24 protein-coding genes and 1 tRNA gene are annotated in these 23,510 nt (G+C 67.6%); 12 read left to right on the top strand and 13 right to left on the bottom strand.

The annotated features are described in order from the left end of the window. The first annotated feature begins 29 nt into the window (after positions 1 to 29). The 6 genes from ACJASC_RS12815 (at position 30) to ACJASC_RS12790 (ending at position 6,027) form a co-directional block, all read left to right on the top strand. Positions 30 to 422, top strand: coding sequence for a cytidine deaminase (locus tag ACJASC_RS12815; protein WP_415146389.1), 393 nt, complete (start codon positions 30 to 32; stop codon positions 420 to 422). After that, the gene (locus ACJASC_RS12810) at positions 422 to 1,726 is read left to right on the top strand and encodes a thymidine phosphorylase (protein ID WP_415146388.1); all 1,305 of its coding nucleotides are present in this window, start codon (positions 422 to 424) and stop codon (positions 1,724 to 1,726) included. Before ACJASC_RS12815 ends, ACJASC_RS12810 begins: the two co-directional genes overlap by 1 nt. Beyond that, positions 1,723 to 2,931 (top strand): phosphopentomutase, encoded by a 1,209-nt coding sequence (locus tag ACJASC_RS12805; RefSeq protein WP_415146387.1) that lies wholly within the window; start codon positions 1,723 to 1,725, stop codon positions 2,929 to 2,931. Before ACJASC_RS12810 ends, ACJASC_RS12805 begins: the two co-directional genes overlap by 4 nt. Then, positions 2,928 to 3,914, top strand: coding sequence for an adenosine deaminase (locus ACJASC_RS12800; protein WP_415146386.1), 987 nt, complete (start codon positions 2,928 to 2,930; stop codon positions 3,912 to 3,914). The genes ACJASC_RS12805 and ACJASC_RS12800 overlap by 4 nt, the downstream gene beginning before the upstream one ends. After that, a complete protein-coding gene (upp, locus tag ACJASC_RS12795) occupies positions 3,911 to 4,552 on the top strand; it encodes a uracil phosphoribosyltransferase (RefSeq protein WP_021692470.1) in 642 nt (213 codons plus the stop codon). The genes ACJASC_RS12800 and upp overlap by 4 nt, the downstream gene beginning before the upstream one ends. A gap of 65 nt (positions 4,553 to 4,617) precedes the next feature. Then, positions 4,618 to 6,027 (top strand): SPOR domain-containing protein, encoded by a 1,410-nt coding sequence (locus tag ACJASC_RS12790; RefSeq protein WP_415146385.1) that lies wholly within the window; start codon positions 4,618 to 4,620, stop codon positions 6,025 to 6,027. A gap of 85 nt (positions 6,028 to 6,112) precedes the next feature. Here ACJASC_RS12790 and ACJASC_RS12785 read toward each other — a convergent pair whose 3' ends face one another. The 9 genes from ACJASC_RS12785 to ACJASC_RS12745 form a co-directional block, all read right to left on the bottom strand. After that, positions 6,113 to 7,123, bottom strand: a complete 1,011-nt coding sequence (locus ACJASC_RS12785) for a hypothetical protein (protein ID WP_415146384.1) — start codon at positions 7,121 to 7,123, stop codon at positions 6,113 to 6,115. Positions 7,124 to 7,333: 210 nt separating this feature from the next. After that, positions 7,334 to 9,535: a 3-hydroxyacyl-CoA dehydrogenase NAD-binding domain-containing protein gene (locus ACJASC_RS12780; RefSeq protein WP_415146383.1), complete on the bottom strand. Its 2,202-nt coding sequence runs from the start codon at positions 9,533 to 9,535 to the stop codon at positions 7,334 to 7,336. Between the two features lie 52 nt (positions 9,536 to 9,587). Then, positions 9,588 to 9,974, bottom strand: a complete 387-nt coding sequence (locus ACJASC_RS12775) for a hypothetical protein (protein WP_415146382.1) — start codon at positions 9,972 to 9,974, stop codon at positions 9,588 to 9,590. 116 nt (positions 9,975 to 10,090) lie between these two features. Continuing rightward, positions 10,091 to 11,302: an acetyl-CoA C-acetyltransferase gene (locus ACJASC_RS12770; RefSeq protein WP_415146381.1), complete on the bottom strand. Its 1,212-nt coding sequence runs from the start codon at positions 11,300 to 11,302 to the stop codon at positions 10,091 to 10,093. A 59-nt stretch (positions 11,303 to 11,361) separates the two neighbouring features. After that, positions 11,362 to 12,000, bottom strand: a complete 639-nt coding sequence (locus ACJASC_RS12765) for a glutathione S-transferase family protein (RefSeq protein ID WP_415146380.1) — start codon at positions 11,998 to 12,000, stop codon at positions 11,362 to 11,364. A gap of 268 nt (positions 12,001 to 12,268) precedes the next feature. Further along, the gene (locus ACJASC_RS12760) at positions 12,269 to 12,481 is read right to left on the bottom strand and encodes a hypothetical protein (protein ID WP_021692478.1); all 213 of its coding nucleotides are present in this window, start codon (positions 12,479 to 12,481) and stop codon (positions 12,269 to 12,271) included. Positions 12,482 to 12,536: 55 nt separating this feature from the next. After that, positions 12,537 to 14,315, bottom strand: coding sequence for an acyl-CoA dehydrogenase C-terminal domain-containing protein (locus ACJASC_RS12755; protein ID WP_415146379.1), 1,779 nt, complete (start codon positions 14,313 to 14,315; stop codon positions 12,537 to 12,539). 112 nt (positions 14,316 to 14,427) lie between these two features. Beyond that, positions 14,428 to 14,826 carry a MerR family transcriptional regulator gene (locus tag ACJASC_RS12750; RefSeq protein WP_021692480.1) on the bottom strand — a complete coding sequence of 133 codons (399 nt, stop codon included), beginning with the start codon at positions 14,824 to 14,826 and terminating at the stop codon, positions 14,428 to 14,430. 207 nt (positions 14,827 to 15,033) lie between these two features. After that, complete coding sequence (locus ACJASC_RS12745; RefSeq protein WP_021692481.1) at positions 15,034 to 15,402, bottom strand: MerR family transcriptional regulator; 369 nt, start codon at positions 15,400 to 15,402, stop codon at positions 15,034 to 15,036. Between the two features lie 118 nt (positions 15,403 to 15,520). Between ACJASC_RS12745 and ACJASC_RS12740 the strand changes: the two genes are divergently transcribed. Genes ACJASC_RS12740 through ACJASC_RS12730 form a run of 3 tightly spaced genes read left to right on the top strand, consistent with a single transcriptional unit; the run spans position 15,521 to position 17,776 of the window. Next, complete coding sequence (locus tag ACJASC_RS12740; protein ID WP_415146378.1) at positions 15,521 to 15,964, top strand: PaaI family thioesterase; 444 nt, start codon at positions 15,521 to 15,523, stop codon at positions 15,962 to 15,964. Then, a complete protein-coding gene (locus ACJASC_RS12735; protein ID WP_021692483.1) occupies positions 15,961 to 16,467 on the top strand; it encodes a PaaI family thioesterase in 507 nt (168 codons plus the stop codon). The genes ACJASC_RS12740 and ACJASC_RS12735 overlap by 4 nt, the downstream gene beginning before the upstream one ends. After that, the gene (locus ACJASC_RS12730) at positions 16,460 to 17,776 is read left to right on the top strand and encodes an MATE family efflux transporter (protein WP_415146377.1); all 1,317 of its coding nucleotides are present in this window, start codon (positions 16,460 to 16,462) and stop codon (positions 17,774 to 17,776) included. The genes ACJASC_RS12735 and ACJASC_RS12730 overlap by 8 nt, the downstream gene beginning before the upstream one ends. Here the strand turns inward: ACJASC_RS12730 and ACJASC_RS12725 are convergent. Beyond that, complete coding sequence (locus ACJASC_RS12725) at positions 17,773 to 18,822, bottom strand: quinone-dependent dihydroorotate dehydrogenase (protein WP_415146376.1); 1,050 nt, start codon at positions 18,820 to 18,822, stop codon at positions 17,773 to 17,775. The genes ACJASC_RS12730 and ACJASC_RS12725 overlap by 4 nt on opposite strands. Next, a complete protein-coding gene (locus ACJASC_RS12720; protein WP_415146438.1) occupies positions 18,819 to 19,157 on the bottom strand; it encodes a DUF952 domain-containing protein in 339 nt (112 codons plus the stop codon). Before ACJASC_RS12720 ends, ACJASC_RS12725 begins: the two co-directional genes overlap by 4 nt. Positions 19,158 to 19,304: 147 nt before the next feature. On the opposite strand from ACJASC_RS12720, the gene ACJASC_RS12715 reads away from it, so the two are divergent. Beyond that, positions 19,305 to 20,867 (top strand): bifunctional metallophosphatase/5'-nucleotidase, encoded by a 1,563-nt coding sequence (locus tag ACJASC_RS12715; protein WP_415146375.1) that lies wholly within the window; start codon positions 19,305 to 19,307, stop codon positions 20,865 to 20,867. A 55-nt stretch (positions 20,868 to 20,922) separates the two neighbouring features. Here ACJASC_RS12715 and ACJASC_RS12710 read toward each other — a convergent pair whose 3' ends face one another. Further along, a complete protein-coding gene (locus ACJASC_RS12710; protein WP_415146374.1) occupies positions 20,923 to 21,207 on the bottom strand; it encodes an SH3 domain-containing protein in 285 nt (94 codons plus the stop codon). Positions 21,208 to 21,353: 146 nt separating this feature from the next. On the opposite strand from ACJASC_RS12710, the gene ACJASC_RS12705 reads away from it, so the two are divergent. Both ACJASC_RS12705 and ACJASC_RS12700 read left to right on the top strand, forming a co-directional pair. After that, positions 21,354 to 22,019: an SOS response-associated peptidase gene (locus ACJASC_RS12705; protein ID WP_415146373.1), complete on the top strand. Its 666-nt coding sequence runs from the start codon at positions 21,354 to 21,356 to the stop codon at positions 22,017 to 22,019. Positions 22,020 to 22,071: 52 nt separating this feature from the next. Further along, positions 22,072 to 22,145, top strand: a tRNA-Gly gene (locus tag ACJASC_RS12700). 54 nt (positions 22,146 to 22,199) lie between these two features. Here ACJASC_RS12700 and ACJASC_RS12695 read toward each other — a convergent pair. Next, entirely contained in the window at positions 22,200 to 23,411 is a 1,212-nt protein-coding gene (locus tag ACJASC_RS12695) for an alpha-hydroxy acid oxidase (protein ID WP_415146372.1), read from the bottom strand. Positions 23,412 to 23,510 lie beyond the last annotated feature (99 nt).

Below are 23,510 nucleotides of genomic sequence, written 5' to 3'. Positions count from 1 at the left end.
TTCCGGCAAACCCCGATGGAGGCCCACCCATGTCGCTGGTCGATGACGCGCGCGCCGTGCGCGAGAACGCCTACGCCCCCTATTCCAATTTCAAGGTCGGCGCCGCGATCCGTGCGACCTCGGGCGCCGTCCATCTCGGTGTCAATGTCGAGAATGTCGCCTATCCGGAGGGGACCTGCGCCGAGGCGGGCGCCATCGCCGCGATGATCGCCGCTGGCGACAATGATATCGCCGAAGTGGCGGTGATCGCCGACAGCCCGGTGCCGGTCTCGCCTTGCGGCGGCTGCCGTCAGAAGCTCGCCGAGTTCGGCCGCGGCGACGTGAAGGTCACGCTGGCCACCACCGACGGCACCACCAGCGAGACGACGCTGGGCGCGCTGCTGCCCGGCGCCTTCGACCAGCACCAGATGGAACGCGCCTGATGGAGGCTCGCCGCCTCATCGCCGCGTTGCGCCGGGGCGACACGCTGCCGCCCGAGGCCATCGCCGGTTTCGCGCGCGGGCTCGCCGACGGCACCGTCTCCGACGCGCAGGCCGGGGCCTTCGCCATGGCCGTCTGCCTCAAGGGTCTGGGCGAGGCGGGGCGCGTCGCGCTGACCACCGGCATGCGCGACAGCGGCGACCGGCTGCGCTGGAACCTGCCGGGGCCGGTGCTCGACAAGCATTCCACCGGCGGCGTCGGCGATCCCGTGTCGCTGCTGCTGGCGCCCGCGCTCGCGGCGTGCGGCGTCTATGTCCCGATGATCTCTGGGCGGGGTCTGGGCCATACCGGCGGCACGCTCGACAAGCTCGAAGCGGTGCCGGGGCTGTCGACGCAGGTGGACGAGGAGAAGTTGCGCCAGATCACCCGCGACGTGGGCTGCGCCATCGTCGGCACGACGGGCCGCATCGCCCCCGCCGACAAGAGGCTCTATGCGATCCGCGACGTGACCGGCACGGTGGACAGCGTCGATCTGATCACCGCCTCGATCCTGTCCAAGAAGCTCGCCGCCGGGCTCGAGGGGCTCGTGCTCGACGTCAAGGTCGGCTCGGGTGCCTTCATGAAGTCCGAAGGCGAAGCCCGCGCGCTAGCCGAGGCGCTGGTGGCGACGGCGAACGGCGCGGGCTGCCCGACGGCGGCCTTCCTGACCGACATGGACGAGCCACTGGCCCCCGCTTTGGGCAATGCGACCGAGATGACGGTGATCTTGCGGGTGCTCTCCGGCGACCGGCTCGCGGCACCGCGCCTGCACGATCTCACCGTGGCGCTGGGCGGGCGGCTCATGGCGCTGGCCGGCGGGGCCGAGGGGGAAGGCGAAGAGATGATTGCCCATGCCATCGCTTCGGGCCGGGCGCTGGAGACGTTCTCGGCGATGATCCACGCGTTGGGCGGGCCGGGCGACATGGCCGGAAACTGGCGCGCCCATCTGCCGAAAGCCCCCTTGATCCGCGACGTGACCGCCCCCGAGGCCGGGCACCTGGCGGCAATCGACGGCGAGGCGCTGGGCCATGCCGTCGTGGGGCTTGGCGGTGGACGAAGGGTCGAGACCGACCGGATCGACCCGGCGGTGGGGCTGTCCGACATGGCCCGGCTGGGCACAAAGCTCGGCTCTGGCGACCTGCTCGCGCGCATTCACGCGGCGAGCGAAGAAGCCGCCGACCGCGCCGAGGCGGCGCTGCGCGAGGCCATCGTGATCGGCGATGCGCCTCGGATCAATGACCTCGTCCGAGGGAGGGTGGACCCATGACGCGCGTTTTTCTTCTGGTGATGGACAGCGCCGGCATCGGCGGCGCGCCGGATGCCGCCGACTTCTTCAACGGCGACACGCCGGATACCGGCTCCAACACCATCGGCCATATCGCCGAGGCCTGCGCCGCGGATCGGGCCGAAGAGGGCCGCACCGGACCGCTGAAGCTGCCGACGCTCGATGCGATGGGGCTGGGGCGCGCCATTTCGTTGGCCTCGGGCCTCGACGCGCCGGGCCTCGGGGCGGAGCCCTCGGGCGCCTGGGGTGCCGCGACCGAGGTGTCGAACGGCAAGGACACGCCCTCTGGCCATTGGGAACTGGCGGGCGTGCCGGTGCCGTGGGACTGGCACTATTTCCCCAAGGAGGTCCCGGCCTTTCCGACCGAGGTGACGCGCCTCCTGATGCAGGCGGCGGGCACCGACGGGATCCTTGGCAACCGCCATGCCAGCGGCACCGTCGTCATCGACGAGGAAGGCCCCGAGCATATGCAGACCGGCTGGCCGATCTGCTACACATCCGTTGACAGCGTGCTGCAGATCGCCGCGCATGAAGAGCGCTTCGGCCTCGATCGGCTTTTAAAGATGTGCCGCGCCGTTGCGCCGATGCTGCACGACATGAAGGTCGGCCGCGTCATCGCCCGACCTTTCGTCGGCGACGAGGCGACCGGTTTCACCCGCACGCCGCATCGCCGCGATTTCGCCATCGCGGCGCCGGGTCTCACGCTGCTCGACCGCGCGCAGGCGGCGGGCCGCGACGTGCATGCGGTGGGCAAGATCGGCGACATCTTCTCGATGCGAGGCATCACGGATCTGCGCAAGGGGCCGGATGACAAGCTGATGGAGCACCTGTCGGATCTGGTGGACGAGGCCGCCGACGGCGCGCTCGTCTTCGCCAACTTTGTGGAGTTCGACACCAATTTCGGCCACCGCCGCGACGTGTCGGGCTATGCGCGCCATCTCGAATGGTTCGATGCCGAACTTGGCCGCATCCTGCCGCGCCTGCGCGAGGGAGACCTCGTGATCGTCACCGCCGATCACGGCAACGATCCGACCTTTATCGGCACCGACCACACGCGCGAGCGGGTGCCGGTGCTGTGCCACGGCCTTGGCGCGCGCGAGCTTGTCCTGATGGGCTTTGTCGATGTGGGCAAGCTGGCGGCCCAGCATCTCGGCATTCCCGCACCCGACCCGGAGGCGACCCCATGAGCTACCGTTCCCTGCCCAAGGTCGAGTTGCACCTGCATCTCGAAGGCGCGGCACCGCCCGCCTTCGTCAAGGGGCTGGCCCGCGAGAAGCATATCGATATCGACCGTATCTTCGACGAATGCGGCGGCTATGTGCGCGGTGACTTCGACTGGTTCCTCAAGGCCTATGACGCGGCCTGCACCGTGCTGCAAAGCCCGGAGGATTTCCGCCGCCTGACGCTCGCCGTGCTCGAACAGAGTGCTGCGCAAGGTGTGGTCTATACCGAGTTCTTCCTGTCGCCCGATTTCTGCGGCGGCGGCGATCTTGCGGCATGGCGTGATTACCTCGACGCCATGGTCGCGGCCTCGGACGAGGCCGAGCGCGATCTTGGCATCGCCTCGCGAGGCATCGTCACCTGCCTGCGCCATCTGGGCCCCGAGGCCGCCAAGCCGATCGCGCATTGCGCCGTCGAAACCAAGGGCCGTTTCATCACCGGCTTTGGCCTTGCCGGGGCCGAGATGATGCACCGGCCCGGCGACTTCACATGGGCTTACGACGCCGCGCGCGAGGCGGGGCTGCAACTCACCGCTCATGCGGGCGAATGGGGCGGGCCGGACATGGTGCGCGAGACCGTCGATCTTTTGGGCTGCGAACGCATCGGCCATGGCATCAACGCCGTGTCGGACCATGCGCTGTGCGACCATCTGATCGAGCGGGGCGTCACGCTCGAGGTCTGCCCGGTGTCGAACCTCGTTCTGGGCGCGGTGAAGGATTGGAAATCACACCCGATCGAGGAGTTGCGCCATCGCGGGCTTCGCGTCACCGTCTCGACCGACGACCCGCCCTGGTTCGGCACCACGATGACCCATGAATACGAGATGCTGGAGCGGCATTTCGGCTGGGAGGAGGAGCGGCTGCGCCTCTCCAACCGCATTGCCGCCGAGGCGGCCTTCTGCGACGAGGACACCCGCGCGCAGGTCCTGAAGAAACTGGAGGCGGCATGAGCCATACCGACCAACATCTGACCGTCGTCACGCATCCGCTGGTGCAGCACAAGCTGACCCTGATGCGCCGAACCGACACCTCCACCGCGAGCTTCCGGCAGCTTCTGCGCGAGATCAGCCTGCTGCTGGCCTACGAGGTCACGCGCGATCTGCCGATGACCACGACGCGCATCGACACGCCGATGCAGCCGATGGACGCGCCCGCGATCGAGGGCAAGAAGCTGGCGCTGGTGTCGATTCTGCGCGCGGGCAACGGGCTTCTCGACGGCATTCTCGAATTGATCCCTTCGGCGCGCGTCGGCTTCGTCGGTCTTTACCGCGATCCCGAAACGCTGCAGCCGGTGGAATACTACTTCAAGGTGCCGAGCCATCTCGACGAGCGGCTGACCATCGCGGTCGATCCAATGCTGGCCACCGGCAACTCCTCGGTCGCGGCGATCGACATGCTCAAGAAGGCCGGGGCCAAGGACATCATCTTCCTGTGCCTGCTCGCGGCACCCGAAGGCGTGGCGCGGATGAAGGAGGCGCATCCCGACGTGCCCATCGTCACCGCCGCGCTCGACGAGCGGCTCAACGATCACGGCTATATCGTGCCCGGATTGGGGGATGCAGGTGACAGGATGTTCGGCACCAAGTAGCGGCATGCTTTACACAAAAGCGGCCCTGTAGCATTCTGCCGAAAACTCCGGGGGCAGGGGCCAGCATGATCAGGACATTCCTCGCCGTCTCGGCGGCGGCACTCGCCGTCGCGGGACAGGCTGTGGCGCAGGACAGCATCCCGGCGGAGTTCCCGCCCGAAAGCTACAGCGCCAACCAGTATGTCGACAGCGAGGGCTGCGCCTTCATCCGCGCGGGCATCGGCGGCATGACCAACTGGATACCGCGCATGAACCGCGACCGCGAACCCCTGTGCGGCTTTCAGCCCAGCCGCACCGCCGCCGCGGATCTGCCCGTGATCCCCGATCCGGTGCCCGAGGGCCGTGCCGCCGCAGCCACGCCTGCGCCCGCCGCGAAACCCGCGGCCACCCCCACACGCGCCGCCCCGGCGCCCACCGCGCCAGCCCGCGCCGCGCCGGTCTCGGCACGAGTGCGTGCACCGGAACCCGATGTTGCGCGCACGGCACCGCCGGCGCTGACCCGCGCGGCCTTCTGTGACGGGCGCAGCGGTCCGCAGCCGGGCTACGTCAGCAACATGACGGGCGAGACCATCGTATGCGGCGCACCCCGCCGGACCGACCCCGCCGCGCCGTTGCGCGGGGCCTACACGCTGGCCGCCGTTTGCGCCGACATGGCCGCCACGGGGCGGCGTTACGTGCTGCAAGGCAGCGGGGAGCCGGTGAGTTGCGACCCGCAGCGCGCCACGGCGCAGGTGCCCGGCGCGCGCCTCGCCGCGACCCGCCTGCCGGTGGCCCCCTCCGGTCCCGCCACCGGGGCTGCGCCCGGTGCTCCGGTCGCCGCCGGACGGGGGCCGGTCATCGCCTCGGCCGCCGGGCGCTGCGATCTCGGGCCGGACTCGGGCTATGCGCTGATCGGCGTGGGGGACCGTCTGCGCCGTTGCGGTCCGCAGGCGCAGTCGCCCTCGGGCCTAGGCAACGCCGCCCGGATCGAACCGCAGGGCGCGATCGGAGCCATGGCCTTCCTCGCTCCGCGGAACGAGGCGCTGCGACGCGCGGCGGCAGCCGTGCCGCTGCCTGATCCCATTGCGCCGCCGCCGGGCTATGTCAGCACGTGGGATGACGGGCGGCTCAACCGCAGCCGCGGCGTTCGCATTGTCGAGCGCGCAGGCGCGGGGCAGGTCCGCGCGCCGGTCCTCGCGGCTCCCGTCACGGTCCCGACGGCGCTGGTGGGCCGTGTGTCGAGCAGCTCCGCCCCCGCGTCCAAGCCTGTCGCGACGACCACGGGGCGCTTCGTGCAGGTCGGAAGCTATGCCGAGGCCGCCAATGCCGACCGCGCCGCGGCGCGGCTGCGGGCGATGGGTCTGCAGGTCGCGCGCGGCCAGAGCGGTGGCCTGCAGATCGTCGCGACCGGCCCCTTTGCCGAAGGCGCGCCGCTGGCCCGGGCGCTGGGTGCGGTGCGGGCGGCAGGCTACCGCGACGCCTTCGCGCGCAATTGAGACAGGGATAGTTCCGCGCGCAGCCAAGGCCGCGAAGCCTTTCGGTGAAAATTGGTTGAGGGTTCTGAAGCCTTCGATCGGGGGGTCAGCCCCGGCAGATGCCCTGCAGGCTGACCCAGTCGCCATCCGACACCACCGGTCCCGCGCTCGCCGCGGGTTCGGCGGCGACCAGAACCGCCGACACCGCGCCGTCGGGATCGGTGGCGCGCGCCCAAGGCCCGATCGGCACGCCAGCGGCCGCGAACTCCTCGAGGAGCAGCGAATCATCGGCGCGCGGCGCGGGGGTCTCAACGAGATGGACCGCCTGCGCTTGCAGCGTTTCGGTCGGGATGTCGCCGGTGGTCAGCAGCTTGAGCACGGTGCCGAACCCCGCCTCGCGCAGCAGGTCGTCGAGCGGATCATGCTCCTCGCGGCTTGCGACCGTGGCCAGGACATGCCCTGCGATCTCCGCCGGCTCCTCGGCATCCTCGACCAGTTCCTGCGGTAGCACGATGATGCCGCCCGGTAGGTAGAGCGGACCGGCGAGCCCCTCGGGAACCACCACGATCTGTCCACCGCCCTGACCCAGAAGCCGGTCGCGCATCCGCCCCAGTGCCTCGCTGCCCAGAGGGTCGCGGCAGGTCGGGCCGGTGATCTTCTGCACCATGCCCAGAAGCGTCGCACCCAGTTCGGATCGCTTGCCCGGCGGCACCACGCTCAGGGTCTGCTGCATCAACGCGCCGGGTAGCCAGAACACGGCCAGCCCCAGCCCGAGCACGACGCTGCCGGCGATCACGCCCTGCCGAAGGCGGCCCGGCCGCGGCTCGCGCGCGGCGACGGCGCGACGCACTTTTTCCAGCGCGCCGATCATCGTGTCGTCCTCGATCTCGAGCGTCTCGCTCGCCTCGGCGTCAGGCGCATAGATCGCAGGGCGTTCGGAGGGGTTCATCCGGTGCAGCGCGGGCAGGGACCAATGCGTCACCGGCAGGCCGGTCTCGTCCGAGAGCACCAAGGTTGCCTCGCCGAAGGAAATCGTCACCGGACGCGGCTCCGCCCCCGGTTCAGAGAACCAGACGCCTTCCGTCTCCAGCCGAGCGAATTCCTTGAGTGCGGTCATCGTTCCCTTCGCGGCCCGAATATCCCGGCCAGCCGTTTCGGTCAACATAGCCCCCGGGTCGGGCGAGGAACAGGGGCTGCGAGAGGCTGTGGCCCGCCCGACGCACCATAATGGGGGAGGCTACAGGACTGAGGTTCCCGGCCGGAAGAACAGGCGCGATCGGGCAAGGGCCCGCGACGGGGAAAGGGTGTCGCAGGCCCCATTTAGGCGTCAGGCAGCGCGCGCGGCGCGGCCGTCGCCATAGCGGTCGTAGAAGGCCGCCCCCGACTGCGCCATCTCGCGCAGAAGGGCCGGACAGGCGAAACGGTCGCCATGCGCGGCGGCGAGCGCGTCGCAGCGCTCTGCGGCAAAGCCCGCGCCGATCATGTCGAGCCACGAGAACGGCCCGCCCGACCACGGCGCGAAGCCCCAGCCGAGAATTGCCGCCACGTCGCCCTCGCGGATGTCGGTCAACACCCCGTCCTCGAAGGCGCGCACCGCTTCGAGCACCTGCGCGAACAACAGCCGCTGCTGCACTTCGACGAGATCGGGTTGCTCGTCCGAAACCGCGTAGCGCTCCGACAGCCCGTCCCAAAGGCCGCTGCGCTGGCCCTTTTCGTCATAGGCGTAGAAGCCCGATTTCGACTTGCGGCCCATCCGGCCCTGATCGGCCATCCAGAACAGCACCTCGTCCACCGCCTCGTCAGGATAGGCATCGCCCATCGCGGCCTTGGTGGCCTTGGCGATCTTCACGCCTAGATCGATCGAGGTCTCGTCCACGAGTTGCAGCGGACCCAGCGGCATGCCGACAAGACGCGCCGCGTTTTCGATCAGTGCGGGCTCGACCCCTTCGGCCACCATGCGGATGCCCTCGTTGATGTAGGGGATGATGCAGCGGTTGGCGTAGAAGAAGCGTGCGTCGTTGACGACGATCGGCGTCTTGCGGATCTGGCGCGTGAAGTCGAGCGCCTTGGCCACGGCGACATCGCCGGTCCTTTCGCCCTTGATGATCTCGACCAGCATCATCTTGTCGACCGGCGAGAAGAAGTGGATGCCGATGAAGCGGTCGGGGGCGTCCGACGCCTTGGCCAGCTCGGTGATCGGCAGGGTCGAGGTGTTGGTGGCGAAGATGCAGTCGGGGCCGACATGGGCCAGCACGTTCCGTGTGACCTCGGCCTTGACGCCGACATCCTCGAACACGGCCTCGACGATCAGATCGCAGCCCGAGAGCGCGGCGTAATCGGTGGTGGCGGTGATGCGCGACAGCACCTCTTCCTTTTTCTCGGTCGTCACCTTGCGGCGCGAGATGCCCTTGTCGAGCAGCCCTTCACAATGGGCCTTGCCGCGATCGGCGGCGTCCTGGGCGGCGTCGATCAGCACCACATCGATGCCTGCATTGGCCGAGACATAGGCGATGCCCGCGCCCATCATGCCCGCGCCGATCACGCCGACCTTGCGCACCGTCTGGTCCGGCGCTTCGGGGCGGTTCGCACCCTTTTCCAGCGCCTCCTTGTTGAGAAAGAGCGAGCGGATCATCGCGGTGGAGGAGGGGTCCATCAGCACCTTGGTGAACCAGCGCGCCTCGATCCTGAGCGCGGCGTCAAAGGGCACGAGCGCGCCTTCGTAGACCGCCGAAAGGAGCGCCTTGGCCGCCGGATAGACGCCTTGGGTTTTGCCATGCACCATTGCGGAGGCACCGACGAAGGTCATGAAGCCCGCCGGGTGATAGGGCGCGCCGCCGGGCATCTTGTAGCCCTTGGCGTCCCACGGCTTCATGAGATCCGCATCCTTGGCCTGCAGCACCCATGCCTTCGCGGCGGCGAGCGGGTCCTCGACCACCTCGTCGATCACGCCAAGCGCCTTTGCCTTTTTGGGGTCGTTCATCTTGCCTTCGAGCAACAAGGGCGACGCGCCCATCGCGCCGAGCTTGCGCACGAGGCGCGTGGTGCCACCGGCGCCGGGAAAGATGCCGACCATGATCTCGGGCAGGCCGATCTTGGCCTTGGGATTGTCGGCGGCAAAGATCCGGTGGCAGGCCAGCGGGATCTCCAGACCGATGCCCAGCGCGGTGCCGGGCAGGGCGGCGGCGATCGGCTTGCCCCCCTTGTTGGTCTTGGGATCCATCCCAGCGCGCTCGATCTTGCGCAGCACGCCATGCATGCGCATCACGCCTTCGAACACGGCGCGAGCGGGCTCGTCGCCGCCCGATTGCTTCATCCCGGCGATCACGCCGAGATCCATGCCGCCGGCGAAATCCTTCTTTCCGGAGGTGATGACGATGCCTTTCACGGCCTCGTCGGCCAGCGCCTCGTCGATCAGCGCGTCGATCTCCTCGAAGCCCTGCATCGACATGACATTCATGGAACGTTTCGGCACGTCCCAAGTGATGACGGCAACGCCGTCGGCGTCGCGCGCAAGCGTGAAATCGGTCATGACGACCTCCCTATCGCAGGAACTTTGGGGGAAAGACGACGCGGCTGCCGCGTCAGTCGGTCGGGCTGGGCGGTGCGCCGAATTCGATCATCTCGATCAAGGGGCGCGGCGTGTCGAAACGACAGTAGTAGATCACGTCGAGATCGAGCTGCTCGCCGGCTTCGTTTTCGAACCTGCGCTCGATCCAGACCCGGAACTTGCCGGCACGCTGCAGCTCCAGCGTATGGATGCGCACATATTCCTCGCGCATGCCGCGGTTGCCAAGGTCGCCTCGCCAGTTCTGCAGCCATTCGCGGTAGGTGTCGCGGGAGGCCACCGCGAGGCCATCCGGCCCCTGCACCCCCAGCGGATAGTCGCAATCGTCGAGCATCTCCTCGATCCGTCCTTCTCGGAACAGCTGGCTGTGACGTTCGATGAATTGCGACATGATCGGGACCATGCTGGCGGTCCTCGCGGGAATAGGGTGGCGGGGTATCGAATAGACTAATTCGCTCAAGGGGCATGTCCATGAGAATACCGGATTTTCGCCTCGAAATCGCGCTGTGGTCTGGCATCTCAGACCCGCTCGATGATCGTGGCCGCGCCCATGCCGGAGGCGACGCAGAGCGTGGCGAGGCCGGTCGACTGGCCCGTGCGCTCCAGCTCGTCGAGCAGGATGCCGATGATGATCGCGCCGGTGGCACCGAGCGGATGGCCCATGGCGATGGCGCCGCCATTGGGGTTGAGCTTGGCGGGGTCGATGTCGAAGGCCTCCTGGAAGCGCAGCGCCACGGCGGAGAAGGCCTCGTTCACCTCGAACAGGTCGATGTCCGAGATCGACATGCCGCTGTCGGCGAGGATCTTTTCGGTGACCGGCACCGGGCCGGTGAGCATGATCGTCGGATCGGTGCCGATCTTGGCGGTGGCGCGGATACGCGCGCGCGGCTTGAGGCCATGCGCCCGCCCGAACTCGGCATCGCCGATCAGCAGGCCGGCCGCGCCGTCGACGATGCCTGACGAGTTGCCCGCGTGGTGCACGTGGTTGATCCGCTCCAGATGCGGGTATTTCATCAGCGCGACCTTGTCGAAGCCGGGCATCACCTCGCCCATCGCCTTGAACGACGGCTCGAGCGCGCCCAAGGCCTGCATGTCGGTCTGCGGGCGCATGTATTCGTCACGGTCGAGAAGGGTGAGGCCGTTGATGTCCCTGACCGGGACCACCGAGCGGGCAAAGCGCCCATCGTCCCACGCCGCTTTGGCGCGGCGCTGGCTCTCGACGGCGAAGGCGTCGACCTTGTCGCGCGAAATCCCATATTCGGTCGCGATGATGTCGGCCGAGATGCCCTGCGGCACGAAGTAGGTCTTCATCGCGATGGACGGGTCGACCGCGATCGCGGCACCGTCCGAGCCCATGGGCACGCGGCTCATCGCCTCGACGCCGCCCGCGATATAGGCCCGGCCCGCGCCCGCGCGCACCTGGTTGGCGGCGAGGTTAACGGCCTCCATGCCGGAGGCGCAGAACCGGTTGATCGACAGGCCCGGAATACGCTCGTCGAGCGACGAGGCCAGCACGGCGGAGCGGGCGAGGCAGCCGCCCTGTTCGGCGACCTGCGTGGCGTTGCCCCAGATCACGTCCTCGATGACGTGCCCTTCGATGCCGTTGCGCTCGGCAAGGGCGTCGAGCACGCCCGCCGAGAGCCTGAGGCTGGTGACTTCGTGCAGCGCGCCGTCCTTGCGGCCCTTGCCGCGCGGGGTGCGGATCGCGTCGTAGATGAAGGCGTCGGTCATGTCGTCTCCTTGTCGGCCCGGTCGGCGGGCACTTACTGGTCCACCCGGTCGGCGGGCATCTATCGGTCCGCCCGGTCGGGGGGCGAGCCAGGCATCAGGTCATAGGGGTGTTTCCAGCCGGGCAGGGCCGCGATGCGGTCGAGCCAGCGGTCGATATAAGGGTGCGCGGCGCGGTCGAAGCCGAAAGGCTCGGGGTAGTAGAGGTAGCCGCAGCAGGAGAAATCGGCGTTGGTCGGGCCGTCGCCCACCAGCCAGTCGCGCCCGGCGAGCGCACGGTCGAGCGTGGCATAGGTCGGCGCGAGACGGCCCTGCAGCCATTGGATCACCTGTTCGGGACGCTTCTCGGGCGGCAAAAAGTTCATGAGGAATCGCAGCGCGCCCGCCTGACCCGAGAGCTTGTGGTTGTCCCACAGCACCCAGCGCAGCACCTCGCGCTTTTCCTCGGGGGTCGCGCCGCCATAAAGCCCGGTCCGCTCGCTGATCCAATCCTGGATCGCGCCGGACTGGCTCAGCCTCAGGCCGTCGGCCTCGAGCACCGGCACCTCGCCCATCTCGTTGAGCGCGCGGAACGCGTCGGAGCGCGCGGCACCGGCAAAGAAATCCACCTTCACCGGCTCCCAGTCGAGCCCGGCGAGCGTCATCGGCAGGGCCGCCTTGTAGGCGTTGCCGCTCTCGCCAAAGCAGTGCAGTCGGATCATGTTCTCTCCCTTGATCGGCGCGCCGGGCCAGCGCCGGACGCGTGGCTCGATGCGTGATGATGACGAGATCGCGTCGCGGTTAACGACTCGTAAACCTTTGCGACCGGTTCGCGAGCTTGCGGTACAAGCTGGCGAGCCGATGACCACGATTGGTGAAACCGGGTCCACGCGTCGACCGATACGACCGCCGTCTGGACCGGGTGGAACGCCGACCCGTTCATCATTCTAAAAATACGCAGATCCACCATCTGCCTTTCCCTGCAGGTCCCTACCGCTTGCGCGCTTCCAGCTCCGCATTGAACAGCCTCAGCCTGTGGTTGAAAGTGTCCTCGGAGATGACGCTGTCGAAATTCTCGAACAGGAAGGACAGGGCCTCGCCCTCGTCGAGCCCGGCCTCGCGCGCGAAACGCCTGAGGCGGCGATAGCCGTCCTCGCTCATTGCGACGGGAAAGCGGCGGGTCAGTTTCAGGCGCTTGGGCATGTCGTCCTCCGGTTCGGTCCGGAGCGAGCCTCGCCCCGGACCACGCCGTCGTCCATCAGAAAGCGTCGGCTTCCAGCGCCATCACCGGGGCCGCGCCGCTTTCGATCCGGGCGAGATGCATCTTCGTCGCCGGAAGCTGGCGCGCCATGTAGTAGCGCCCCGTCGCGATCTTGGTCTCGTAGAAGTCGCGATCGCCGGTGCCCGACGCCAGTCCCGCCTGCGCCGCTTTGGCCATGCGTGCCCAGGTCCAGCCGAGGCAGACATGCCCCATCAGATGCATGAAATCGGTGCTGCCCGAAAGCGCGGCGTCGGGGTCCTTCATGCCGCTCTGCATGAAGAACATCGCCGCCTGCTGCATGTCCATCGACGCGGATTTCAAAGGCTCGATGAAATCGCGCGCGAAATCGGCATCCTCGGCGTTCTCCTTGCAGAAGACCTTGATCTCCTCGATCAGCGTCATCATCGGCTTGCCGCCCTGCGCCGCGAGCTTGCGGCCCACCAGGTCGAGCGCCTGCACGCCATTGGCACCTTCGTAGATCATCGCAATTCGGGCATCTCGCACGAATTGCGACATGCCCCATTCCTCGATGTAGCCATGCCCGCCGAAGATTTGCTGGGCCTGCACGCACATCTCGAAGCCCTTGTCGGTCAGGAAGCCCTTGATGATCGGGGTCAGCAGCGAGATCATCGCCTCCGCCTGCGCGTCGCCCATTTTGTGGCTGCGATCGATCATCGAGGCGCCCCAATAGGTGAAGGCGCGCGCAGCCTCGTTGAAGCTCTTTTGATCCATCAGGCTGCGGCGGATGTCGGGATGCACGATCAGCGGGTCGGCCGGGCCGGCCGGGTTCTTGGCACCCGTGACGGCGCGGCCTTGTAGCCGGTCCTTGGCATAGGCCAGAGCGTTCTGATAAGCGGCCTCGGATTGCGCCCAGCCCTGCAGGCCGACGCCGAGACGGGCCTCGTTCATCATGGTGAACATGGCGCGCATGCCCTTGTGCGCCTCGCCCAGAAGATAACCCTCGGCCTCGTCGTAATTCATGACGCAGGTGGCGTTGCCGTGGATGCCCATCTTGTCTTCGAGCGCGCCGCAGGCGACGCCGTTGCGCGCGCCAAGAGAGCCGTCCTCGTTCACGAGCATCTTGGGCACCACGAAGAGCGACACCCCTTTGATGCCCTCGGGGCCGCCGGGGATTTTGGCCAGCACGAGGTGGACGATGTTCTCGGCCATGTCGTGTTCGCCGGCCGAGATGAAGATCTTCTGGCCCGAGATCCGGTAGGTTCCGTCCTCCTGCGGCACCGCCTTGGTGCGCATCAGGCCGAGATCCGTGCCGCAATGCGGTTCGGTCAGGTTCATCGTGCCGGTCCATTCGCATGAGCCGAGCTTCGGCAGCCAGCACGCCTTCTGCGCGTCGGTGCCGTGGATCTTGATCGCGGTGTAAGCGCCGTGGGTCAGGCCCTGATACATGTTCAGCGCCATGTTGGCAGAGACCATCGGCTCGTTCGCGGCGGTATGCATGAGATAGGGCAGGCCCTGTCCGCCGAATTCCTCGGCGACGTCGATGGCGGTCCAGCCGCCATCGCGGATCTGGTCGAAGGCCGCCTTGAAGCCCTCGGGCGTGCGCACCACCCCGTTGTCGAGGCGGCAGCCTTCATGATCGCCCGAGAGGTTCAGAGGCGCCAGCACGGCAGAGGAGAGCTTGCCCGCCTCCTCGAGGATCGCCGCCGTGAAATCGGCGTCGAGATCCGCATATCCGGGGGTGTCCTGTTCGGAGACCCGCAGAAATTCGTGCAGGACGAACTGGATGTCGCGGATCGGTGCGGTGTAGCTTGGCATTCCTGTCTCTCCTCCGGCGGGCCGCGCGGCCCGGTCTGGTCCGATGAACGCGGACCGGGCTCCTCCTCCCGGACCGCGCAATGTCATCCCGACCAGATCGAGGAGAGGGCGGTCAGGCCGCCGTCGCCCGTGCGCGCAACTGGCTCAGCCGGTCCGCGCCCCAGTTCATCTGCGTCTCGAGCTCCCGGATCGCCTCGTCGAGGGCGGCGCGCTGCTCTTGCATCTCCCGCAGATGCCGTTCGGCCACTTCAAGGGTGCGCGCGAGCTGCACCTCCTGCTGGTCGTCGGTCTCGTAGAGATCGAGAAGCTGGCGGATCTCTTCGAGGCTGAAGCCGAAGCGCTTGCCGCGCAGGATCAGCTTGAGCCGGGCCCGGTCGCGCCGGGTGAAGAGCCGCTTCGTGCCTTCACGAATGGGAAACAGAAGCTCCTTTGCCTCGTAGAAGCGCAATGTGCGGGGCGTCACGTCGAAGCTGTCGCACATCTGGCGGATGGTCATGGTCTGGTCGGTCATTTTTTTCTTAACCCTTGGTGTCCGGTCAGACGATCCACCTGCGGGTTCCGAAAAGACCTTACAAGCAAAGGTGACGCGAACGTAAACATGACGCCACGTCAGCAATGCGATGACGAAAGGTCAAGAAAAATTCACCTCTTACGGAGAAACTTTGTTCTCCCGGTAAAATTCTCGATTACCCGTTGAAGTTGAGTGTTTTCCGGGACTTCACTTCAGGGACGAATAAGATTCGTCCCGCAGCTTGCGCAGTTCGGAGATGGTCTCGTCGAGCTCGCGACGCTGTGCCTCCAGCGTCTCGAGCTGCTTGTCCGCCATCCCGACCCATGTCTCCATCTGGGCGCGGGTGCCTTCGGCCTCGTAGATGATAAGGAACTGGCGAATATCCTCGAGGCTGAAGCCGAAGCGGCGGCCCCGCAGGATCAGGATCATGCGGGCGATCTCGCGGCGTCCGTAGAACCGGGCGCGGCCCTGCTTCTCGGGAGCCAGCAGCTCGATGTATTCGTAATAGCGCAAGGTCCGAGGCGTCACCTCGAATCGTTCACACATTTCTTTGAAAGTCAGGGGGGTATCGGACATCTTCGGCGCTCCTTCGAGCAGACATTAGGAGTCTCGTGCCGTGACGACAACACGGCTATGGGCTGCTTTCTTCAAAGATAACGCTTGCCGACGCCTGTGGGATCGCCAAGTTGATCGCATGACATCCGATCACAACCTCGATCTCGATCGCGCCCAGCAATTCATCGATGCCCTGCCGCATGCGCAGGCGCTTGGAATGCGGATCGCGGTGCTTGGCGGCGGTCATGCCGCCATCACCATGCCTTGGGCCGCGGAGCTGGTCGGCGATCCCGAGACCGGTGTGATCCATGGCGGCGCGGTATCGGCTCTGATGGACACTTGCGCGGGCGCGGCCGTGATGTCGCATCCCTCCGCACCGCTGAGCACCGCGACACTCGATCTGCGGATCGACTACATGCGCCCCGCGACGCCCGGACAGGTGATCACCGCCAAGGCCGAATGCTGGCACGTCACGAGGTCGGTCGCCTTCGTGCGCGCCGTGGCCTGCGACGAGGATGACAGCCGCCCCGTGGCGACGGCGACGGGCGCCTTCACGGTCGAAAAGCTGGGAGCGCCGAAATGAGCCGTCCGCGTCCCGAACCCGTCCAGGTCATCAAGACCCGCCGCGACGCCGCGCTGGAGCGGCTCGTCGGCGGCGTGCCCTACATCGCCTTTCTCGGCATCCGTTTTGAGCGGCATGGCGATGAGCTGACCGCCGTGCTCCCCTATGCGGACCGGCTGATCGGCAACCCGATGCTGCCGGCGCTGCATGGCGGCGCCACGGCGGCGTTTCTGGAGACCACCGCCATCGTCGAACTGGCGTGGTCGCGAATGTGGGGGCTGATCGAGGCGGGCACACCCGAGGCGCAGGCCGAGGCCGAGGCGCGTCCGAACTGGCCGCGCACCATCGACTTCACGGTCGATTACCTGCGATCCGGCCTGCCGCGTGACGCCTATGCGCGGGCCCGGATCAACCGTTCGGGGCGGCGCTATGCGAGTGTGCATGTCGAGGCATGGCAGGACAACCGCGCGCGTCTCTTCGCGCAGGCGACGGGGCATTTCCTGATGCCGGGGCTCGATGGCTGAAACCGCCGCGCCGCTGACCCACCGGCGCGTCCTCAAGATCGCGCTGCCCATCGTGCTCTCGAACGCCACCGTGCCGATTCTGGGCGCGGTCGACACCGGTGTCGTCGGACAACTCGGGGCCGCAGCCCCGATCGGTGCGGTCGGCATCGGCGCGGTGATCATTTCCGGCGTCTACTGGATCTTCGGCTTTTTGCGCATGGGCACCACCGGCCTCGCCGCGCAGGCGCTGGGCAGGGGTGACCGGGCCGAGGTCTCGGCGCTGCTCAGCCGCGCGCTGATGATCGCCTTTGCCGCCGGGGCCGCGCTGATCGCGCTGCAATGGCCGATCTTCGCCGCCGCCTTCACGCTCGCGCCCGCGAGCGCCGAGGTCGAGACGCTGGCGCGCGACTATCTCGCGATCCGCGTCTGGTCCGCCCCCGCCGCCATTGCGATCTATGGGCTGACCGGCTGGCTCATCGCGCAGGAGCGCACCGGCGCGGTGCTGGTGCTGCAGCTGTGGATGAACGGCGTCAACATCGCGCTCGACTTGTGGTTCGTGCTGGGTCTGGGCTGGGGCGTGCCGGGCGTCGCCGTCGCCACCTTCCTCGCCGAATGGTCGGGCCTCGCGCTCGGGCTGTGGCTGTGCCGGGATGCCTTTGCCACGCCGGCCTGGCGCGACCGGGCGCGGATCTTCGACGCGGCGCGGCTCAGGCATATGGCGGCGGTGAACACCGACATCCTGATCCGCTCGGTGCTGCTGCAATCCATCGTCATCAGCTTCCTGTTCTGGGGCGCGGGGTTCGGCGACGTGCCCCTCGCCGCGAACCAAGTGCTGCTGCAATTTCTCAACATCACCGCCTTCGCGCTCGACGGTTTCGCCTTCGCGGCCGAGGCGTTGGTGGGGCAGGCGATGGGCGCGCGGGCGGCGCTTCGGCTCAGGCGGGCGGCGATCCTGCCGTCGATCCATGGCGGCGTGGTGAGCCTCGCTCTGGCGTTGGGCTTCTGGATCTTCGGGCCCGCGATCATCGACGCCATGACCACCGCGCCCGAGGTGCGGGAAGCGGCGCGCGACTACCTGCCATGGATGGTGGCGACGCCGTTGTTCGGGCTGATCCCATGGATGCTCGACGGGATCTTCATCGGCGCCACCCGCTCGCGTGACATGCGCAACATGATGGCGCTTTCGGCGGCGATCTACTTCGCCGCCGCGATCCCGCTCACCGCCGCCTTCGGCAATCACGGGCTGTGGATGGCGATGCTGGTGAGCTATGTGGCGCGCGGCGCGACGCTGGCCGCGCGCTACCCTGCGCTGGAACGGGCCGCCGCCTAAAGCCAGTCGGAGCGGCCGGTGCCCACGGCGTCGGCCACGTTGGCAAAGCCGTCGCGCGCCAGCAGAGCGTTGAGCCCCCGCGCGATCTCTCCCGCGAGCGACACGCCGCCATAAACCAGCGCGGTGTAGAGCTGCACGGCGCTCGCCCCGGCGCGGATCTTGGCATAGGCCTGCTCGGCCGAGCCCACGCCGCCGACGCCGATCAGCGGCAGATCGGTGAGAGAGGACAGACGTGCCAGCACCCGCGTCGATCTCTCGAACAACGGCTGGCCCGAGAGGCCGCCCATGTTGTCACGCTGGCTGTCGGTGAGCCCGTCGCGCGACAGCGTGGTGTTGGTGGCGACGATCGCCGAGACGCGCGCCTCCTCGGCCACCCGCGCCACATCCTCGATCTCGGCCTCCGACAGGTCCGGCGCTATCTTGAGGAAAACGGGGAGCGGGCGGGGCAGGGCGGCATTGGCGGCCATCACGCCCGCCAGTAGCGCCGAGAGCGCCGCACGGCCCTGCAGATCGCGCAGTTTCTCGGTGTTGGGCGAGGACACGTTGACGGTGGCGAAGTCGAGATGTGCGGCGCAGCGGGTCAGCACGGCGGCGAAATCTGCCGCGCGGTCCTCGCTGTCCTTGTTGGCCCCGAGATTGAGGCCGATGATCCCCGCGGGCCGCCGTGCAAGTCGCCCGGCGATCGTCTCCATGCCTTCATTGTTGAAGCCGAAACGGTTGATCGCGGCGCGGTCCTGCGTCAGCCGCCACAGGCGCGGGCGCGGGTTGCCCTCCTGCGGGCGCGGCGTGGCGGCGCCGACCTCGACAAAGCCGAAACCGGTCTGCGCCAGCGCGTCCAGCGCCACCGCGTTCTTGTCGAAGCCCGCCGCCAGCCCGACCGGGTTGGGCAAGTCGAGACCGGCCACGCGGGTGGCGAGCCGCGCGCTCGTCACCGGGCCGCCCTTGGGGCCGAGGCCCGCCTTCAGCGCTTTGAGCGCCAGACCGTGCCCGGTTTCGGGGTCGATGCGGTGCAGCGCCGCGAGACCCAGCTTTTCCAGAGCGCTCATGCCATGTCCCCGGGGAATTCGTGGCGTCCGCCCGCCAGCGGCAGCTTCCTCGACCAGACCACCTCTTGGCGCTTCAGCGCCCGGTAGAGATGCGGGAAAAGCTGACCGCCGCGCGACGGCTCCCAGTGCAGATCATCGCCCAGTGCCTCGGTGTCGATGGCCGCCAGCACCAGCCCGTCCTCGCCCGCGAAATGCTTCGCGGCCGTCTCGGGGGCCTGTTCGGCGGTCGAAAAATGAATGAAGCCATCGGCGAGATCGACCGGTGCGCCGAGCGTTTCGCCGGCGAGGTCCAGATCGGCCCATTCGGGCGCGCGGAATATCTTGTAGATCAGCATGACCGTCTCATGGCCGCGCCCCGCCGCCACGTCAAGCGGGCCCGTCATGCGTGTGTCATGCCGCTAGGGCAGGACAACGCCAGCTTTGACAGACGCCGCGGCCTTGGCGCAGGCTCGGGCCATAACGAAACCGACAGGGACGCAACAATGAAACTTGGACTCTTCGGCACCACGGCCGCCATCGCGCTTGCCGCCGGTGCCGCACAGGCGGAATACAGCCTGACGATCCTGCACACCAACGACTTCCACGACCGCTACGAGCCGATCTCGGCTTACGACTCGACCTGCTCGGCCGAGGACAACGAGGCCGGCGACTGCTTTGGCGGTGTCGCGCGTCTCGTCACGGCGGTGCAGGAGGCGCGCGGGCGGGCGGGGGACAACCTGCTGCTTGTCGATGGCGGCGACCAGTTTCAGGGCACGCTGTTCTATACCTACTACAAGGGCGAGATGACGGCCGAGTTCATGAACCAGCTCGGCTATGACGCGATGACCGTGGGCAACCACGAGTTCGATGATGGCCCCGAGGTGCTGCGCGCCTTCATCGACAATGTCGATTTCCCGGTGCTGATGTCGAACGCCGACGTCTCGGGTGAGGAAAAGCTCGCCGACGCGATCCAGAAGAGCACCGTGATCGAGCGCGGCGGCGAGAAGATCGGCCTCATCGGCCTCACCCCGCAGGACACAGACGAATTGGCGAGCCCCGGCCCCGACGTGATCTTCACCGACCCGGTCGAGGCGGTGCAGGCCGAGGTGGACCGGCTGACCGAGGAAGGCGTCAACAAAATCGTGGTGCTGAGCCATTCGGGCTTCGAGACCGACAAGCGCGTGGCCGAGGCGACCACTGGCGTCGACGTGATCGTCGGCGGGCATTCCAACACTCTTTTGTCGAACGAACAGGAGGGCGCGGTCGACGTCTATCCGGTGATGGTCGGCGACACCGCCATCGTGCAGGCCTATGCCTATGGCAAGTTTCTGGGCGAGCTGAACGTGACCTTCGACGATGAGGGCGTGATCACCGAAGCCTCGGGCGAGCCGGTGCTGATCGACGGTGAGGTGGTCGAGGATCAGGTGGCGGTGGACCGCGTGGCGGAGCTCGCCAAGCCGCTCGACGAGATTCGCAATCGCGTCGTCGCCGCCTCCGCCGCGCCGATCGAGGGCAACCGCGACATCTGCCGCGCGCAGGAATGCGAGATGGGCAACCTCGTGGCCGACGCCATGCTCGACCGCGTGGCCGATCAAGGCATCCAGGTCGCCATCGCCAACTCGGGCGGCCTGCGCGCCAGCATCGACGAGGGCGAGGTGACGATGGGCGAGGTGCTGACCGTGCTGCCCTTCCAGAACACGCTTTCGACCTTCCAGATATCGGGCGCGACGCTGCTGGATGCGCTGGAGAACGGGGTAAGCCAGATCGAGGAGGGCGGCGGCCGCTTCCCGCAGGTCGCCGGCATGACCTTTGCCGTCGATGCCGCGGCCGAGCCAGGCAGCCGCGTCTCGGACGTGGTGATCGACGGTGAGCCGCTCGATCCGGAGGCCACCTATGGCGCCGTGTCGAACAACTACGTGCGCAACGGCGGCGACGGCTACTCGATGTTCGTCGAGGCCGAAAACGCCTATGATTTCGGCCCCGACCTCGCCGACGTGACGGCCGAGTACATGGCGGCGCAGGGCGATTACAAACCCTACACCGACGGTCGCATCACGATGAAGTAAGACCCGTTCGGGTCGGAAAAGGCGCGCGCCGGGACACCGGCGCGCGCCTTTTTCATCAGCTTTCGGACAGGTAGTCTTCGGACACGTAGCCGGTGATGCCGAGCGCATCGGCGAGGGAGACCCGGCACCAGAGCTGGCCCATTTCGGTGACGCAGTCGCGGCGTTGGAGCCGTGTGCCGTCGGGCAGGCCGAGGATCACGCTATAGCCCAAACCCGGTCCCGCGCGCAGCTTCAAAAGCTCGTCCGGGCCAGTGCCCCGCACGACGGTCGAGCCGCCGGAGGCAGCGCAGGCGGAGACGAGCGTGAGCGCGAACAGGGCGGCGGGCAGGCGGCGGGTCATAGAACGTCCTCAACTGAAACTCGTGACCGTTCTGGCAGGCCCGCGCCGGACTGTGAAGCCGGGCCGGGCCGGGTCAGGCGCCGATCCGCCGCGACGTAGGCGCGCGCCATGCTATGTAGGGCGTCGAAAACCACAGGAGCCCCCCCATGTGCGGACGCATGGCCATCACGCTGCCCCATGAGGCGATGGCGCAGGTCTTCGAGGCGCAGCCGTCGAACGACCTGCCCGAAGTGCCCAACTACAACGTCTGCCCGACGGTGCAGGTGCACACGGTCACCGCGCAGGAGGGGGCGCGCCGCTTGCGCCCGATGCGCTGGGGCTTCATTCCGCATTGGTACAAGACGCCGACCGATGGCCCGCTCCTCATCAACGCCCGCGCCGAGACGGTGGCCGAAAAGCCCGCCTTCCGGGCCGCGGTGCGCGAGCGGCGCTGCCTGATCCCGGCGAGCGGGTTCTTCGAGTGGACCGTGGACGAGGCGGGCCGCAAGCTGCCGTGGTTCATCCACCGCGGGGACGGCGATCCGCTGGCTTTCGCGGGGCTGTGGCAGGAGTGGGAGCGGGATGGCAAGGGCTTCACGACCTGCGCTGTGGTCACCACCGGGGCGGCGGGGGCGATGCGCGACATCCACAGCCGGATGCCGGTGATCCTCGAGGCCGCCGACTGGCCGCTCTGGCTTGGCGAGGCGGGGCATGGGGCGGCGGTGCTGATGAAGCCCAACCCGGAGGCTCTGGCCTTTCACAGGGTCGATCCGAAGGTGAACTCGAACCGCGCGAGCGGGCCGGAGCTGATCGAACCGATCAAGGCGGATTGACGTCCGAGCCGTCTTGAAGCCGCCCGCGCGAGCCGCTATCAAAGCCGTCGAAGCGGGCGTGATGTAGTGGTAGCCTGTCAGCCTTCCAAGCTGAACGTGCGGGTTCGATTCCCGCCGCCCGCTCCAGCCTCTCTCCAAGTCGCGAAGATGCAAGGGGGCAGCCGCGCCGCCCCCCGATGGTCAGGCGGGCAGGGTGTGGATCTGTGCCTCGGCCCGGTCCGACATGTCCTGCTGCCAGCGCCCCTCGAAATCCTCGGGCACCAGCAGGTTCTGCCGCCCGAGATTCGCCACGTCGCGCTCGCCGCACAGCGCCATGGTGAGGTCGAGCTCCTTGCGGATGATCTCGAGCGCCGCCGTCACGCCCTTTTCGCCCATGGCACCCAGACCGTAGAGCCAGGCCCGGCCGATCATCGTGGCGTCCGCCCCCATCGCCAGCGCCTTGAGCACGTCCTGTCCCGAGCGGATGCCGCTGTCGAGCCAGATCTCCGTCTCGCCCTTCACCTCGCGCACGATCGACGGCAGGATGCGGATCGAGCTGAGCGCCCCGTCGAGCTGCCGCCCGCCATGATTCGACACGACGATCGCGTCGGCGCCGACCTCCACGGCCTTGCGCGCGTCATCGGCATCGAGAATGCCCTTCAGGATCAGCTTGCCGTCCCACTTGGCCGCGATCTTGCGGACCTTCTCCCAGTCGAGCTTGAGGTCGAACTGCTGGGCAGTCCATTTCATCAAGGAGCGCGTGTCCTCCACGTCGGAGGCGTGGCCGACGATATTGCCGAAGAAGCGCCGCTTGGTGCGCAGCATTTCCAGGCCCCAGCTCCACTTGGTCGAGAGGTCGAGCATGGTGGCGGGGGTAAGTTTGGGCGGGGCGGACAGACCGTTCTTGAGATCCTTGTGCCGCTGGCCCAGGAGCTGCAGATCGAGCGTCAGCACCAGCGCCGGGCAGCCGGCGCGCTTGGCACGCTCGATGATCCGGTCCACGAAATCCTCGTCGCGCATCACGTAGAGCTGGAACCAGAACGGGGCCGAGGTGTGCTCGGCCACGTCCTCGATCGAGCAGATCGACATCGTGGAGAGGGTGAAGGGCACGCCGAACTTCTCGGCTGCGCGCGCGGCCTTGATCTCGCCATCGGCGTTCTGCATGCCGGTCATGCCCACCGGGGCAAGCGCCACGGGCATCGCGACCTTTTCGCCCAGCATATGGCCCACGGTGGAGCGGTCGGACATGTCCACCGCCACCTTCTGGCGCAGGCGGATCTTCTCGAAGTCGGTGGTATTCTCGCGGAAGGTCTGCTCGGTCCAGCTACCGGATTCGGCATAGTCGAAGAACATCTTCGGCGCCCGGCGTTTGTGCAGGCGTTTCAGATCCTCGATGCAGGTAATGACTGGCATGGTTCCCTCCCCCCGATTGGTCAAGATCATTTACCAGCGGTTGCAAGGTGCCGCAACGAGAACGGCACCCCGAAGGGTGCCGTCGAGATCGCGTATTCC

Source organism: Limimaricola cinnabarinus, assembly GCF_047631075.1.
Classification (GTDB): domain Bacteria; phylum Pseudomonadota; class Alphaproteobacteria; order Rhodobacterales; family Rhodobacteraceae; genus Limimaricola; species Limimaricola cinnabarinus.
Note: the sequence above shows the minus strand (reverse complement) of the source record. Positions and strands in the feature narration are given on the sequence as shown.